Here is a 15,673-nt window from a genome sequence, read left to right as displayed (position 1 = left end):
CCTTGGCCGGACCGCGCTATCGGTGGGGCGGGGGAGTTCACATGGCAGATGACGGCAGCACGCAATCGTTCGACCCGCGCAGCTGGGTGCGCCCAGCGGCGGGCCCGATACCTGCACCTCCCGAACCCGCGCCGCCGCCCGTCGCCGGTCGTCGCAGGCCGCCCCTGCTGGCGATCGGCGGCGCGGCGGCGCTGATCGCGGTGGGCGGCGGCGCGGCGTGGCTGTCGCGCGACCCTTCCGTCGCCGGGACGGCGACGACCGCCACCGCCGAGCCGGCCGCCGGCCCGACCCCGGCGCAAGCCGGCACGATGCGGCGGACGCTGGTGCTGTCGGGTCCGGGCGACCTGAAGGCTGCGCTCGTCTCCAGCGGAATCACCGTCGCCGTCGCCGATGCGGCCGTGGCGGCGACGGCGGGCGCGCTGAAACCGGGGGAGATCCGCGCCGTCATCACGCTGGTTCCCGGTGAGGCCGGGCCGACCCTGACCAAACTGGAGGCATCGAACCCCGACAGTTCCGGCGTGGTCGTCAGTGCGGACGGGCAGGGCGGCTTTACGGCGTCGCGAATCGCCGCGAACCTGACGAGCCGCGTCATCGTCAAGCGTGGCACGATGGACGCCGACAGCTTCTATTCGTCCGCGGTCGCCGCCGGCATCACCGACAGCCTGATCCCCGATTTCGCGCAAGCGCTCGCGTTCGACTTCGACTTCCAGCGCGAGGTGCACAAGGGCGACGTGTTCGAGGCGGCGTTCGAGCAGGAAACCGATCCGAACGGCTCGCCCGTGGGTCCGCCGAAACTTCTGTACGCATCGCTGACCACCGCGGACAAATCGGCGGCCGTCTATCGCTTCGCGCCACCCGGAGAGGCTGCGGGCTGGTTCGACGCCAGCGGGCGCAGTATCGTCCGCGCGCTGCTGCGGACGCCGGTGGAGGCGGCGCGCGTGTCGTCCAGCTTCGGCTTCCGCATCCACCCGATCCTGGGCTTCGCTAAGCTGCACAAGGGCACCGACTTCGCCGCGCCGATCGGCACGCCGATCTTCGCCAGCGGCGATGCGCAGGTGGAGTTCGCCGGGCCGAAGGGGCCGAACGGCAATTTCGTGAAGCTGCGCCACGACAATGGCTGGGAGACGCTGTACCTCCACATGAACCGCTTCGGGGACCGTATCGCCACCGGCGTGCGTGTCGCGCAGGGTCAGCGGATCGGGGAGGTCGGCACCACCGGCCGCTCGACCGGACCCCACCTCCACTACGAACTGCATATCGACGGCGAACCGGTCGATCCGATGAGCGTGAAGACCGAGAGCGGCAAGACGCTGTCGGGTCCCGCGCTGGAGGCGTTTACGAAGGAACGTGACCGGATCGACGTCAGCCGGACGCGGGAGGCGAGCTGACCACCGGCGCCGGCGTCGTCCGCCACGCGATCAGAGGCAGGATCAGCGCGATCAGCACCAGCGTCACGCCGATGCTGGCATTGAGCCCCTCGGCCGAGCCACCCCACCACGCGCTGCCGACCAGATCGAGATCGGCGATCGTTCCGAAACTGCCGACGCCGGGATTGGGATCGAGGCCGAACAGCATCGCCTCCGCCCAGTTCCATCCGGTGTGCGCGGCGGCCGCGGCGAGGATGCCACCGGTGCGCAGCGCGATCATGCCGAACAACGTCCCCGCGAGGAAGATGTTGAGCAACGTCATCGGGCTGCGTGCGCCCCCGGCGACATGCAAGGCGGAAAACGCCAGCGCCGCGACGACCACTCCGGCCGCGGCGCCCCAGCCGCGGATCAGCACCGGCTGAAGCCAGCCACGGAAATAAACTTCCTCCGCCGTCGACTGGATGACGACGGTGAGCGTGCCGATCAGCAGCAGGCCGATGCCATGCGTCGCCGCGGTCCGGCCCGGCTGCACCAGTCCGGCGATCATCGCCAGCAGCATCGCCACGGTCAGCCCGCCGATCCCGACCGCCAGTCCGACACCCGTCATGACGTCGCTTCCGAACGTCAGCCGCCGCCGCTCGACCCGCAGCCCTGCCATTGCGACGGAAACCAGCAGGCCGAACAGCACCAGCGTGAACACCGACTCCATTCCGCCGTCGCCCAATCCGGCGAACCACGACCACCCCATTGCGATGCCGAACCCGGCCTGGGCGCTCAGCACCAGCATGCCCGCGGCGGCGACCGCCGCGATCAACGTCGCGCCCGCGCGCATCGTTGCGCTCACCTGGCGGCCACGCGGGTCGCGTCTGTGCCGCTCGACAACATCGTCTTGCTCGCATCGCCGACGAGGAAATAGGCGCCCCAGAAATAGGGATGCGAGAAGTCGGGCTTGGCGATCGTCGTGCGTTGCGCCGCGCGCAGGGCGGCACCGATCGTGGCGGTGCGCCCGGTCGCATAGAATGTGCGGATGAACGCGTCCGTCTCCACCGATGCGGGCACGTTCCAGTATGTCGCCAGCACCGCGCGCGCGTTGGCGGTGATGAACGCCCGGACCAGCCCGTCCAGCGTCGCCGCCGACTCGTCCTGCCCGGACAGCCGCCCGCCCAGCTGCGACACGCCGCTCGCGGTGTCGCAGGCCGACAGGACGACGAGGTTGGCGTTCAGTCTCAGCCCGGCGATTTCGGAGAAGGTCAGCAATCCGTCGGAGGGATAGCCGCCTGCCTCCGCCGGCGGTTCCAGTGAGGTGACGAGCGACGGCGGGATGCGGTGGCAGTCGACGCGCATCTCCGGCAGCCCGTGCGTCGCGAAGTGGATCACCTGGTAACGATCGAAATCGCCGCGCTGCCCCTCCGTCACCAGCGCGGCGTCGTTGAACGCCTGACCGATCACCTCCGGGGCGTTCGGGACGCCGAGTGCCGTCGCGGCGATGCCGATCTCCGATGCGCTGACCGGCCGATTGGCGTTCATGATCTGCGCCAGATCGCCATAGCTGATGTCGCATCCCTGACCGAAACTGATGCGTCGGCTGGTCAACGCGTCCGACAACGCCGCTGCCGGCGCATTCTGGCCGAAGCCGATAAACGGGTTCGCCGCAGTCGATTCCGGCAGTGCGCGGGAGATCAGGAACGATCGGGCCGACAGTGCGCCGGACAGTTGCGCCTGCGACCCGAGAAACGCCACCTTCGAGTAATCATTGGGCTGGGTCGCGCGAGTCGACACGTAACCGCGCACGCTGGCCAGATCGGTGACCAGAACGCCCGCCGGCAGGTTTTCCAGCGGCCCGGAGGGGTCGACGACGATCGCATCCGCCTTCAGCAAGGCGCGTTCGGCCGGGCCGGCGATCAGCTTGAACAGCGTGAAGGCGGCGGGCACATCGAAGAAGGGCAGGCTGCCGCTGTCGTTGCGGATGGAGGTGCGGACCTTTGCCGCGATGCCATCCACTTCCGGCACGGTCGCCGCCAGCGCGTAGACATAGGCGCGGTCGCGATCGATCACGATTCCGTATGTCCGGCTCCGCAGCCTAGTGACCTTCAGATACGCCTCGCCGGGGCGCAGCGCCTGTTGCACCTCGGCGATCGTCGCGGGCCGATCGTCGACCGAGCGATAGCGTTGATCCGCGGCCAGCGTCGCATTGACGCTGGCGAGTTGCACCTCCGCCGCGCCGCGTTCCTGCTCCAGCAGCTTCGCCTCTTCGGGCGATGCCGTCGCCAGTTGATAGCGGATGCGAACGACCTGACGCTCCAGTTCGGCACGGTCGCGAACCTTCGCGCCGAGCGGGCCGTTGGCTGTCACGATCCGCTGCAATTGCGCGACCTGACGCGCGATCGCGGGTTCGCCGACCGCTTGGATCGCGCGGAAGAACCGCTCCTCCACCGCCGCGATCGGCGCGGCCGCATCACGATCCGCGAGCAGATCGAGATAGGTCTCCATCGCCGGGGGCACGATCCCGCCCGCCGCGCTCGATGCGATCAACGCCTCGACCGAGGCATCGAAATCGGCGAGCACCTTGGTCTGGTCCGCGCCCGGCTGTCGCGCGAACAGGCTGGCGCGTTCCAGTCCGGTTTCGGCGATCAGCGGACCGGCGGAATTGCCCGGTGCCTGCGCACCCGACCCCGAGCGGCGAGCGCCGACCGGTGCCAGCAGACAGGTGCGTGGGTCTTCGGGCGCGACGTTCTGGAGCGTCGCCAGCGCGCAGTCGAAGTGGACGAGCGCCGGGCCGATCCGCCCGTCTCGCGCCTCGACCCGCCCGAACTGGCGCTGGATACGCGCCTTGATCGGGATGATCGCCGCCGGATCGACGCTGCGCTGGAGCTGCGTGACATTGCCCACCGCGCGCTGCAATGCGGAGCGGGCACGGCCGGTGTCGCCGGTCGCGAGAAAGGCGACGCTGCGCGCCCATTGCCGTTGCGCCTCCAGCAGCAGCCGCGACAATTGCGCCGTATCGCTGTTCGCGATCGATGCGGTGGCACCGGTGCCCGCGCTTGGCTGGTTGAGATCGGCCAGGACCGCCGGGTCCTTCAGCGGCTGTCCGGCCGCGTCGCCGCTGCCCAGCGCCTCGACCGCCTTCGCGAAATCGCGCCGGTTGATGAGGTCGAGCCCGCGATAGGTCGCGCGCTTCGACTCAAGGAACGCGGCGCGATCGATGTTGGGCTGCTGCGCGAGCAGGGTGCCCGCGCGGTCCAGATGCTCGCTGGCGGCATCGAACTGGCTGATGTTCGAATCCGCCAGTCCCGCCTCCAGCTCCAGTTCGACCCGGTTGAGCGGCGGCGTGCTGGCGGGCAGACGGCTGAGCGCGTCATTGAGCAGGCGCGACGCCTCCACATAGACGCCCCGCTGATTAAGGGCGATGCCCGTCTGCAACGCAGCGGCAGGATCGATCTCGCTCGCCGCGGTGGCCGGCATCGCCGTTGCCGGGGCGGGCGGGATGGCGGCGACGTCGATCGAACTCGCGATCACGACGTCGCGACCGGCGGGGGGTGCCGCAATCCCGGCGGCGGTGCGCAGCGTCGCCTCCAGCGGACCCAGCGCCGTGGCGGCGGCCGCGCCGATGAAGTGGACGCCGTCCCGCTCGAACCGGATCGTCGTGACCGGCAGGCCGAGCGTCGCATCGATGCAGGCGCGCGCCTCGACCTGTCCGACGCCCTCCATGGCGATGGACACCGGGGCGCCGCAGCGTTCCGCGTCCACCGCCGGCGGGGTCGCGCCCCGCACCGCCAGCACCGATCCTTGCGGACGACTGGCCGCGACGCCGCGGCAGGTGATCGCCCATGCGCGGTCGAACAGGCTGGTCAGCCGCGTGTCGTTCCACGCGCGGGTCGCCGCGCAGGGTTCGCCATTGGCGTCGCGCCCCAGGACGAAGCTTTCGGGCGGAGCCGTCATCCGCGCCTGCACCGGCGGTGACAGCGCGCCGCCCAGAACGGCCAGCGTGGCGAGGCCGTGACGAACATCGACGCGCTTCACTTCGTTTCTCCCACGGGCGGGCAGGGGGCATCGGCGGTGCCGCACGCCTGATCGGTGCTCGGCACATAGCCGCCGATGTCGGAGAACAGCGCCTCGTTATTGGTGCCGACCAGAGGATCGAACGGCAGCGACAGGTCGTCCGCGGTCCGGAATATTTCCGACCGGCTGGTGTCGAACACGTTGAGCGTCGCCTGCGCGATCGAACTGGACAGGCAACCGCCACCGGCCGATCCGATCACGCAGCCATTGGCGCGGCTGTTGGTCCGGCTGACCGCCGCGTCCACGATGATCGCGTCGCTGCCCAGCAACGACGTCGCCGTGCTGCCGATGCCGTTGATCGTGCCGAACAGCGCGAAGGCGTTCGGCGTCGCGCCCCCGGTCGCGACCAGCTGCAGCGCGCCGCTGGTCGGCGCGGCGGGTGTCGTGCCCAGCACCGCGCCCGTCGTATCCCCCGCGCGCCCGGTATTCTGAAACAGCGCATATTGCGCATAGCGGACGATCAGCGACCGCGCGGTCAGCACCACCGGATCGGTATAGCCCGGCTGTCCCGTAAAGGAGGGATTGTAGAGCGTGCTGCTTGGCTGGGCGACATAGCGGCTGGCGACCTGATCCGTCGCCAGCGGCGTGCCGCCGGCGGTCAGCCCGAGCGTGGACAGGAAGTCGGTATCCAGCCCGACGCCGATCCGCTCCGCCCGCAGATCGAGCGTGGCATCGCCGACCAGCAGGCGTCCGCCGCCGCCCTGCGTCGCTGCGATCCGCAGCGTGGTGGCGCGCCCGCCCGATCCGTCGGCCGCAGCGCTGCCGTCGCCGCCCAGCACGATCTGGCGGGACGCGCTGGAGCCTGTCGCCGTCATCCGGCCGAGCACGTCCAGCCGGCCGCCGGTCCGCAGTTCGAAGCGGGCGGCGCCCGTCGCCGTGCCGATCGCCAACGCGCCGACCCGCACGTCGCGCAGGCGGGAGTCGACGACGACGGTGTTCGCCGCGATCCGTCCGACCTCCGCCGTGGACAGGTCGAACCGCCGTCCGGACCGGTCGAACTCCGCCCCGTTGTCCGCAGAAGTATCGCCGAGCCGGGTCAGGCCGGTCGCCCCGATGTTCGTCAGCCGGATCGTGTCCGCCGTCATCGCCGCGCCGATCGTCGCATCCTGCGCCGACACTGCGATCGTCCTGCCCGCTGCCGATACGATGCCGAGCGAAGCGGCATCGCCCGCCGCGATCGTCACGTCGCCGCCGGTCGTGCGGATCGTGCTCGCCGCGGCCAGTGCGACATCAGCACTTGCGGTCAGCTTCGCGCCGGCCGTGCCTGCGGTCAGCACCAGGGCCGCGCCGCCGCTGATCGCGCCGTTCCGGGCTGTGATCGTCACGCCGCCGCCCGCCGCCTGACGGGCGGTCGCGGCGGTGCCGATCGCCACGGTCGCGGCGTCGATCGCGTAATCCCCGCCCGCGGCCAGATCGCCGGCGACGCCTGCGCGGCCGGTCGCCGTCAGCGCCACGTTGCCGCTGGCGGAGCCGTTCGCCAGCGAGAGATCGCCGCCGTTGGCCGTCAGCGTCAGGGCACCGCCCCGCGCCGTGGCGTTGCCGATCGTCACCGTACTGCCGGCGGCGGTCAGCGCCTGCCCGGCAATGAGCGATCGGGCGGTCGTCGCGCCGGTCGACCGCGTCCGGATCGCACCGCTCGCATCCGCAGTGTCGATCGCCAGCTCACCGCCCGCGGTGAACGCCAAGTCGCCCGCCGCGGCCAGTGCACCGATGCCGATCGATCCGCCGCTGGTGATCGTCGCAGCGCCGCCGCTGCTGGCGGTCGTCAGCCGGGCGTCGCCGCTGGTCGTCACCGCCAGCGGCCCGCCCGCGACCACCTCGCCAAGGGTCAGCATCGCCGCGCGGATCGTGCTGGCGGCGCCGCTGCGCAGCCTGATGATATCGGCAGTTCCGCCCGCCTCGATCGTCGCCGCGCCAGCAGTCGCGAACAGGTCGGTCGCGGACACGTTCCGGCCGGTCGTAGCGGTCAGGGACGTGCCGGCCGCGACCGTGCCCAGCGCCATGTCCGACCCGCTCTTCGCGGCGATCGCCTGCGCCGCGACCAGCGTCGTCGCCGTCAACGCCTCAGACGCGGCCAGCGTCATCGTGCCCCCCGAGGACAGCGTTTCCGCCGCCAGCGTACGGGCGCTCACAGTCATCGCGCCGCCGCTGGCGAGCGAGGCTATTCCGGCATTGCCACTGTCCGCGACGATCTGCGCTGCACCGCCGGCATTGCCGGTCGCCAGCGACAGGTCGCCTCCGGTCGCGGTCAGGGCCAGCGATCCGCCGCGCGCCGCGGCGCTGCCGATATCCAGCGTCGCGCCGGTCATCGCCAGAGCGCCGGCCGCGATGACCCCGCCTGCCGTCAGGGCGTTGCCGGCCGTCGTCCGGATCGCGCCGCCGCGCGATTCCAGCGTGCCGATCGTCATGGCGCCACCGGCGGCGAGCAGGATGTCGTTCGTGGCGCCTCCCTGCGCCACGCGTTGCCCGGTCGTGCTGACCACCGTCAGCGTGCCGCCGGCATCGACCGATCCGATCACGACGCGATCGGCGCGGATATCGGTCGCACCGCCGCTGGTCAGGGCATCGATCGTCGCAAGCCCGCCTGCCGCCGCGATCGTCGCGGCACTTCCGGCGCGCGTCTCGCGCAGGGTCAGATCGCCGGCGGCTGCCGTCAGCAACAACGCCCCGCGCGTCGCCGTGACGGCGTCGACGGCGATGCTGCCGGCGTCGATGCCGACGCTGTCGCCTGCCGTCAGCCGCGTCGCCACGACCGATCCGCGCGTGCCGATCGTCAGGTCGCCGCCTGCATCGATCGTCCCGATCGCGGCCCGGTCCGCCCGGATCGTCGTCGTGCCGCCGCTCGTCAGTCCGCCGATGTTCGCGAGTCCGTTGACGGCGTCGAGCGTCGTGATGCTCCCGCTGCGTGCGGTGCCCAGCGTCAGGTCGCCGGTCGTTGCCGTTAGCCTCGACGCGCGCAGAGCCTCGACCATATTGATGCCGATCACGGACGCTGTCGCATCAATGGTGTCGCCCACCGTCAACCGCCCCGCCGCCAACGCCCCAAGGGCGGCGACCGACAGGCTGCCGCCGACGTCCGCCGTGCCGATCGTCACCCGATCCGCGCCGATGCTCGTGGAGCCGCCGCTGGTCAGTGCATCGATGCCCGCAAGCCCGTTGCTCGCGATCAGCGTCGCGGTCGTGCCCGCCTTTGCGGAGCCCAGCATCACGTCGGAAGACGTCGCCACCAGCCGCAGGGATCCCCGCACCGCCTCCGTGGCGGCGATCGTCATACCCGTTGCGGAAACATCGACGCTGGACGCCGCGGTCAACCGCGTCGCCGTCAACATGCCAGCCGTGGCGATCTTCAGATCACTCCCCGCATCGATCGTCCCGATCGCACTCCGGTCGGCCGCGATCGTCACCGCATCCCCGGCTATGAGTGTTCCGATCGTCGCCAGTCCGTTCAAAGCCGTCAGCGTCGTGGACCGACCAGAGCGGCCGCTATCCAGCCTCAGGTCGCCGGCCGTGGAGGTCAGCCGCAGGGTGCCCGCGATGGCTTCGGCGGCATCGACGGTCATGCCGGACGCCGTGACGTCGATGTCGGAAGCCGCGGTCAGGCGCGTCGCGGTCAGGCCGCCAGCCGTAGTGACTTCCAGACCGTTCCCGGCATCGATCGTCCCGATCGCACTCCGGTCGGCCGCGATCGTCACCGCATCCCCGGCAACGACCGTTCCGATCGTGATCAGCCCGCTCGTGGCCGTCAGCGTCGTGGACCGACCAGAGCGGCCGCTATCCAGCCTCAGGTCGCCGGCCGTCGAGGTCAGGCGCAGGGCTCCTGCGATGGCTTCGGCCGCATCGACGACCATGCCGGACGCCGTGACGGCGATGTCGGAAGCCGCGGTCAGGCGCGTCGCGGTCAACCCGGCCGACGTGGTGACTTCCAGATCACTCCCCGCGTCGATCGTCCCGATCGCGCCTTGGTCGGTCGCGATCGTCACCGCATCCCCGGCTACGAGCGTTCCGATCGTCGCCAGTCCCTTCAAAGCCGTCAGCGTCGTGGACCGACCGGAGCGGCCGCTATCCAGTCTCAGGGCGCCGGCGGTGGAGGTCACGTCCAGCGTCCCCGATGTCGCTTCGGCTTCGTCGATCGCGTTGCTCGCCGCCGTGACGGCGATGTCGGTCGCGGCGGTCAGGCGGGTGGCGACGAGCGTGCCGTTCGCCAGGATCGACAGGTTCGCCCCGGCGTCGATCGTCCCGATCATGGCCCGGTCGGTCCTGATGTCGGTCGTGGTGCCGCTCGTCAGCGAACCGATCGTCGACAGGCCGGTGGTGGCGGTGAGGAGCGCCGCGCCGCCGGATCGTCCCGTATCCAGCGACAGGTCGCCGGAGGTTGCGGTCAGGCGCAACGCGCCGGCCGTCGCCGTGGCATCGACGATGTCGATCACGCCCGCCGTCGCGCCGATCTCCCGCGCCACCGTCAGCCGGTTCGCGTCCAGCGTCCCTCCTGCGGCGATCAGCAGGTCGCGGCCGATATCCGCCTCGTTGATCGCCATGGCCGTCCCGGCCCGGAGCGAGGCATCCACGCCAGTCGTTACCGTTCCGAACCGGCTGGCGGCTGCGCTGTTCGTGGTCAGCCCTGTTCCGGCCATCAGCGCGTCGGCATCGATCCGGGCCGCCACGACCGTCGTCGTCGTGCCGCTGGTCAGCGAACCGACACGGGCAAGGCTCGCGGCCACGATCGACGCGGTCGATCCCGCCGTTCCCGTGCCGATGCGCGTGTCGCCGCCGGTCGCGGCCAGCGTCAGCGCACCCGTCCGCGCGATCCCGCCCGTCAGGTCGATCGACCCCGCCGTGACCGTCAGGTCGGTGCCGGCATCCACGCTGCCCAGCAACGCCGACCCCACCGCATCGATTCCGATCGCGGTCGCCGCGGTCAGGTTCGCGCGCGTGCCGTTCGTGACCCCGCCGATGCCGCCGTCCAGGTTGGTCAGCTGGATTCGGCCCGACCGGCTGATCGCCGTGTCCAGCGAAATCGCGCCCGTCCCGCCGACGAACGGCACGCCCAGGCCGCTGCGCACCAGCACATCGCCTTCGGCGTCGATCGCACCGATGGTGATGCCGACCGCCGGCACGCCCGCCACATTGCGGCGTGCGGTGATGTCGACGCCGCTGGCCGCGCTGGTCAGCGTGCCGGCCACGATCTCGCGTCCCGTCACCGCGATGCCGTTTCGTCCCGTGACGGTCCCCAGCCGGATCAGGCCCGCGCCCGACAGGCTTTCGTTCGTCGCCACGGTGACGATGGCGCCACTGCTCGCAAGGTTTGCTGCACCGAAGCCGCTGCCGATAGCGCGCCCGGTGATGTCGCCCGTCGCGGTCGCACCGATCGTGTCGCGTGCAGTCGCGCCACCCAGACGCAGATCACCGGTCGCGTCCAGTGCCACGCCGCCAGCGACCGCGCCGACCAGTGTCACGTCCAGCGTCCCGCCCGTGCTGCGCAACGTCGCGCCGGTGATGCCGAGCGCGGTGCCGATCGTCGCCGTCGCGCCGGCGGCGACGATCGATCCACCCGCGGTCAGGCTGGTGGCCGCCAGCGCGCCTGTCGTCGTCAGGCGGATATCACCATCGCTGGTCGCCGATCCGATCGTCAGCGTAGGGCCGGTCGTATCGATGCCGAGCGTGTCGGTCAGCGTTACGGTGCCCAGCGCCACGGGGCCATCATGGCTGAACGTCGTCGCCGTGAAACCGGGGTCGTAGGACACCAGTGACCGGGCATTGACGACGTCGAGGCGGATCGTCGCGCCGCTGTTCGCGCGTAGCCGGACCGTCGAGATGCGACCGATACCGCCGGCGGCGACGGTGCTACCTGACAGGAAATCGATCCCTGCGCCGCTGCGGAGGATCAGGTCGCCGCCATCGCCATCGATATCGGACGCCAGCACCAGATTGCTGCGACCGATGATCGCCCCGCTCTGCGTCTGGATATCGACGGCGCCGGTCGCCGTCTGGCTCAGTGGCACGCCGTTCAGGCCCAGCGTCGCGGACCGTCCGGTCACCGCGTAGAGCCGGCGGGCGGTCACGCCACCGATCATCGCCACGTCGCCACCCGCGACCACCGTTACGCCGTCGCCGCCGACGTTACCCAGTTGCACGTCCTGAGCCGCGATCACCGCCACGTCGCCGCCGGTGGTCAGATCGGCACCGTCGAATCCGGTCAGCAGCCGGCCGTCCGTGGCAATCCCGCCCCGCGCCAGCCCGCTCACCGATCCCGCCGCAGTGACCCCGATCGCCGATCCCCGGACGTCGCCGAGCCGCGCATCGCCGGCGGAATCGATCGTGACGTTCCCCCCGCCGATAGTCCGCAGCGCGGTCGCGATGACATTGCCGCTGCCGGTCGTCCGCAGTGTGGCGGCGCCGCCGGCCACGCCGTCGTCCAGCACGATGCCCGCGACGCTCGCCGACGCGGCGTTGGCGGCCGTCAGCGCCAGCGCGCCGGTCGTGGCCGTCGCGCGGCCGATCCGGATCGCTCCGGCGGACGCGGCATTCAGCGGATCGCCCGCCGCCACGGTCACCGACCGTCCGGCTTCGAACGTGGTCACGTCCGCCAGCAGGCCCGTCGTGACGATCGTGTCGAACGCCGACGCCCGCAACAGCGTCGCCGTCGTGTTGCCGGCCGCCGTCGTGGAGATCGTTCCGCCGCTGCTCGTCAGCGTCCCGAACAGCGCGTCCGTGCTGCTGACGACGTCCAGATTCAGGCCGGTCGACAGCGTACCGGTCACGCGCAGGTCACCCGTCGTGCCGGCCTTTTCCAGCGATGCCGTCGTACCGGCGCTGCCGCCGCCAAGCTCCAGCGTCCCCGTGCGCGCAGTCAGGCTGAGTGCCGTCCCCGCGATTGCCGTGCCAATCGACAGGCTGTTTGCCGCCGCCAGGGCAGAGCGATCGACCGCACCGGAAGACGTTCCGGAGGTCAGGGAGGTCAGCGCCAGCGCATTGGCCGCGCGCACGTCCGCCCGCCCGCCCGCGGCGATCACCCCCGTTCCGGTGATCGCGTCTCCGGCGACCAGCGTGACGTTGCCGACCGATGTCGTCGCCGCGCCCGATGCGGCGAAGGCGATGCTGTTGCCGGCGGTGATCGCGACATCGCCGGCGGCCTGCGCGCGTCCGCGAACGGTCACGCCGCCCGCTGCGATCAGCGCGACGCCCTGACCGGGATCGAGGACGGTGATCGAACGCGTCAGGATGTCGCCGGACGTGTTCGCGCGGAACTCCCCCGACAGCGTTACCGCCCCGCGCAGATCGATCGTGCCGGAGGTCGTCAGCGGCGAGAACAGGGTCTGGCCCGCATCGACCGAGAGCAGTGCGCGCGCGTCGACGATGCCGAGTTGCAGCGTTCCTCCCGCCGTGCCGAGACGCACGCCGACATCTGCGGTCCGCCCGATACCGCCGTTGAGGCGGCTGTCGCCGGCGAACAGGATATCGCCGCCGGTCGCGTCGAGGATCAGCGACCCCGTGCCGCCACCGGCCGCCGTCACCGTCAGCAGCGACTGACCGGTGATCGATCCGTTCCGCGCGGTGACCGCGACATCGCCGGCCGCGATCTGGGTTTCGGCCGTGCCGTTCCCCAGCACGACCTGCCTACCGCCGACGATGTAGTCCCGGCCAACGGCGATGCTGCCCGTCACGCTTGCCGTACCGTTGGCGGCATCGACGATCAGGTCGGTGCCGATCGCCGTGGAGTTGCCGAGTGTCCCGTCCGTGCCCGCGCCGACGCCCGGCCCCGTGCCGGTGGCGGTCAGCGTGGCCGTGCCCGCCCGTGCCTCGATGCTGCCGACGGTGAAGCTCGACGCCGTCAGGCCCAGATCCGTGGCGGCGATCAGACGTGTGGCGCTGGCCGCGTTGCCGACGGTGATCGCCGTCGCCCCGGCGACGCTTTCCAGCGTGCCGAGCGTGGCCGTATCGCCCGCCCGCGCCGTGACCAGCCCATTGCCCTGATACGTCCCCGTCAGCGTCAGCGCGCCGCCCGCATCCAGCAACGTGGTGGTACCCGCCCGCCCGCCAACCAGCTGCAGCGCGCCGGTACCCCGGCTGGTCAGCGACAATGCGCCGCTGTTCGCGACGGCGGTGCCGATCGCGACGCTGCCGCCGATCCCGGTCAGCCCCGTGCCCGCCTGCAAAGTCGTCGCCGCCAGTCGGCCGCCGGCATCGGCATCGATCGTCGCCGCCTCCAGCAGCCCGATCGTCGTCCCACCTGCGGCGCGCAGCGTGGCGGTCGTCTGCGCGAAACCATCGATCAGCCCCATCGTGCCGAGCGCATCGCGCGTCCGGATCGATAGGGTCGACCCGAGCGCGTCGACGGTCCCCAGATCCGTCGATGTGCCGTCCACAGTGACGCTGCCCGTCGCGCGGACGGTCGTCGCCTTGACCAGGCCGCTCGTCGCGATCAGGCTCACGGTGTCGCCAGTTGCGTTGCCGGTCGTCAGATCCGATGCCGTCGCAGTCAGGGACAGCAGGCCACCCGTCGTCGCGACGGACGTCGCATCGATGCTGGCCGCACTCACGCTGGCACCGGTGCGCCCGCCCACCGTGCCCAGCAGCGCCGATCCGCCGACGGTCACGCTCAGGGCACGGCCGGCGGCCAGGTCGGCCCGCGTGCCCGGCGTGGTTCCGGCGATGCGCCCGCCGGTCACCGTCAGGTCGCTGGCGGAGTCGGTCGTCGTAGCCGATCCGATCAGGCTGGCGGTCGTGCCGCCCAGCGTCATCGCGCCGAACGAGGTCGCCGATCCGATCGACAGTGTGCCGCCATTCGCCGCCAGCGACAGCGCCCCCGCCGTCGATATCGCACTCGTTCCGGTCAGGTCGCCGCTGGCCGTGCCCGACAGCACACCCGTCGCCGTCAGCGTGCCGAAGTCCAGATTTCCACCCGTGGCGGCCAGCGTCAGCGCGCCGCCCGTCGCATCGGCGGTGCTCAGCCCGATATTGCCCGTATCGGTGCTCACGGTGACCGACGAACCCGACAGCGCGCCAAGCACGATATCACCGTTCAGCGCATTCGCCACGATCCCCTGGCTGGCGCTCAGGATCGACGCGAAGGGGGAGGGGGCGCTGCCCCGACCGATACCGCCGCTGCTGGCGAGCCGGATCGCGCCGCCCGCTCCGGTCGCGGTCAGCCCCTGATTGAGCGCTGCTCCCCCCAGCGCCAGCGACACCACGCCGCTGTTCGCCGGCGAAGGTCCGCCCAGACCGTCGTCGGCGAAGGTCACGCCGGCATCCGCACCCGGAACATTGCCCGCGATCAGGACGACGCCGCGATCCGTCGCCAGCGCCGACGTCGCGGTGACAGCCGCCCGGATGTCCAGAACGGCCTCGTTCACCGTCTGCCGCGTCGCCGCCACGAACAGCGCCGACCGGCCGCCGATCGTCCCGCTGACGACCATCGGTCCGTCGCCGTCGGTCGTCGTCGTGCCCAGCGATGTACCCTCGCGCACGGTGAAGCCCAGCGGGTTCGCGGCATCGTAGGTCAGCGTGACATCGCTCGCGGCGACCAGTGCTACGTCGCCCGTCGCCGCGATCGTGCCGGCGCTGTCGATGCGCGCGCCGATCAGCGCCACCTGGCCCAGCTGATCCGCCGCCAGACCCGTCGCCGTCAGCCCCGCCGTCGACGCGACCGTGATGCCGGCGGGATCGCCCGGCTGCGCGAAATTATAAAGTCCCGCCGTAAAGTCGGCATCGGAGATCGCCAGCGTGCTCGCGACGAGGCCGCCGACGTTCACGATCGCGTCCGCGCCGAACACGATGCCACTGGGATTGACCAGATACACCGCGATGTTGCTGTCGCTGTTCAGCGTACCGGTGATCTCCGTCGCGGTCCTCGGCAGGATGCCGCCGGTGACCCGGTTCAGGATCGTCATCCGCGAACCGTCCGACGCGACCCGCGCGTCCGAGATCGTCACCGTCTGACCCGTACCGATGTTGAAGCTTTGCCAGTCGACGATCGTGCCCGTCTGTTTCACGCCGATGCTGTCGGTCGGGAGGCCGCGGATCACCCCGTCGGGCGCGCCGATCAGCGTTCCGGCCGGAGCGACGATCGGCAGCGCCTGCCCGTGCGCGGCGCCTGTGGCGAACGTCGCCAGACATCCGCCCAGTGCCGTCGTCAGCACCAGCCTGCCGCGCAATCCCCGGCGGTGGCGGGGCTGGGTGGGGGCGGGCCGGCTGCGGGTCATCGGATAATCCTTGGTTCTTGCGCCGTACTGAAGATGGTGGAGGGTCGG

At 71.2% G+C, this 15,673-nt stretch carries 4 protein-coding genes; 1 reads left to right on the top strand and 3 read right to left on the bottom strand.

Annotation, left to right across the window (positions count from 1 at the left end; genetic code table 11):
• Positions 1–41: 41 nt before the first annotated feature.
• On the top strand, positions 42–1,388 hold the full coding sequence (locus tag ASG07_RS13205; RefSeq protein ID WP_055847491.1) for a M23 family metallopeptidase: 1,347 nt from the start codon (positions 42–44) through the stop codon (positions 1,386–1,388).
• Here the strand turns inward: ASG07_RS13205 and ASG07_RS13200 are convergent.
• Genes ASG07_RS13200 through ASG07_RS13190 form a run of 3 tightly spaced genes read right to left on the bottom strand, consistent with a single transcriptional unit; the run spans position 1,363 to position 15,625 of the window.
• The gene (locus ASG07_RS13200) at positions 1,363–2,211 is read right to left on the bottom strand and encodes a CPBP family intramembrane glutamic endopeptidase (RefSeq protein ID WP_055847488.1); all 849 of its coding nucleotides are present in this window, start codon (positions 2,209–2,211) and stop codon (positions 1,363–1,365) included. The genes ASG07_RS13205 and ASG07_RS13200 overlap by 26 nt on opposite strands.
• Positions 2,208–5,387, bottom strand: coding sequence for a CHAT domain-containing protein (locus ASG07_RS13195; protein ID WP_055847484.1), 3,180 nt, complete (start codon positions 5,385–5,387; stop codon positions 2,208–2,210). Before ASG07_RS13195 ends, ASG07_RS13200 begins: the two co-directional genes overlap by 4 nt.
• Positions 5,384–15,625 carry a two-partner secretion domain-containing protein gene (locus tag ASG07_RS13190; RefSeq protein ID WP_082474806.1) on the bottom strand — a complete coding sequence of 3,414 codons (10,242 nt, stop codon included), beginning with the start codon at positions 15,623–15,625 and terminating at the stop codon, positions 5,384–5,386. The genes ASG07_RS13195 and ASG07_RS13190 overlap by 4 nt, the downstream gene beginning before the upstream one ends.
• Positions 15,626–15,673: the final 48 nt, after the last annotated feature.

It is taken from the genome of Sphingomonas sp. Leaf343 (assembly GCF_001423765.1).
GTDB lineage: Bacteria > Pseudomonadota > Alphaproteobacteria > Sphingomonadales > Sphingomonadaceae > Sphingomonas.
Note: the sequence above shows the minus strand (reverse complement) of the source record. Positions and strands in the feature narration are given on the sequence as shown.

Bases quoted from the DNA above. Each gene is read 5' to 3' on its own strand.
- ASG07_RS13190 (WP_082474806.1), bottom strand. From the start codon at position 15,625: ATGACCCGCAGCCGGCCCGCCCCCACCCAGCCCCGCCACCGCCGGGGA.
- ASG07_RS13205 (WP_055847491.1), top strand. From the start codon at position 42: ATGGCAGATGACGGCAGCACGCAATCGTTCGACCCGCGCAGCTGGGTG.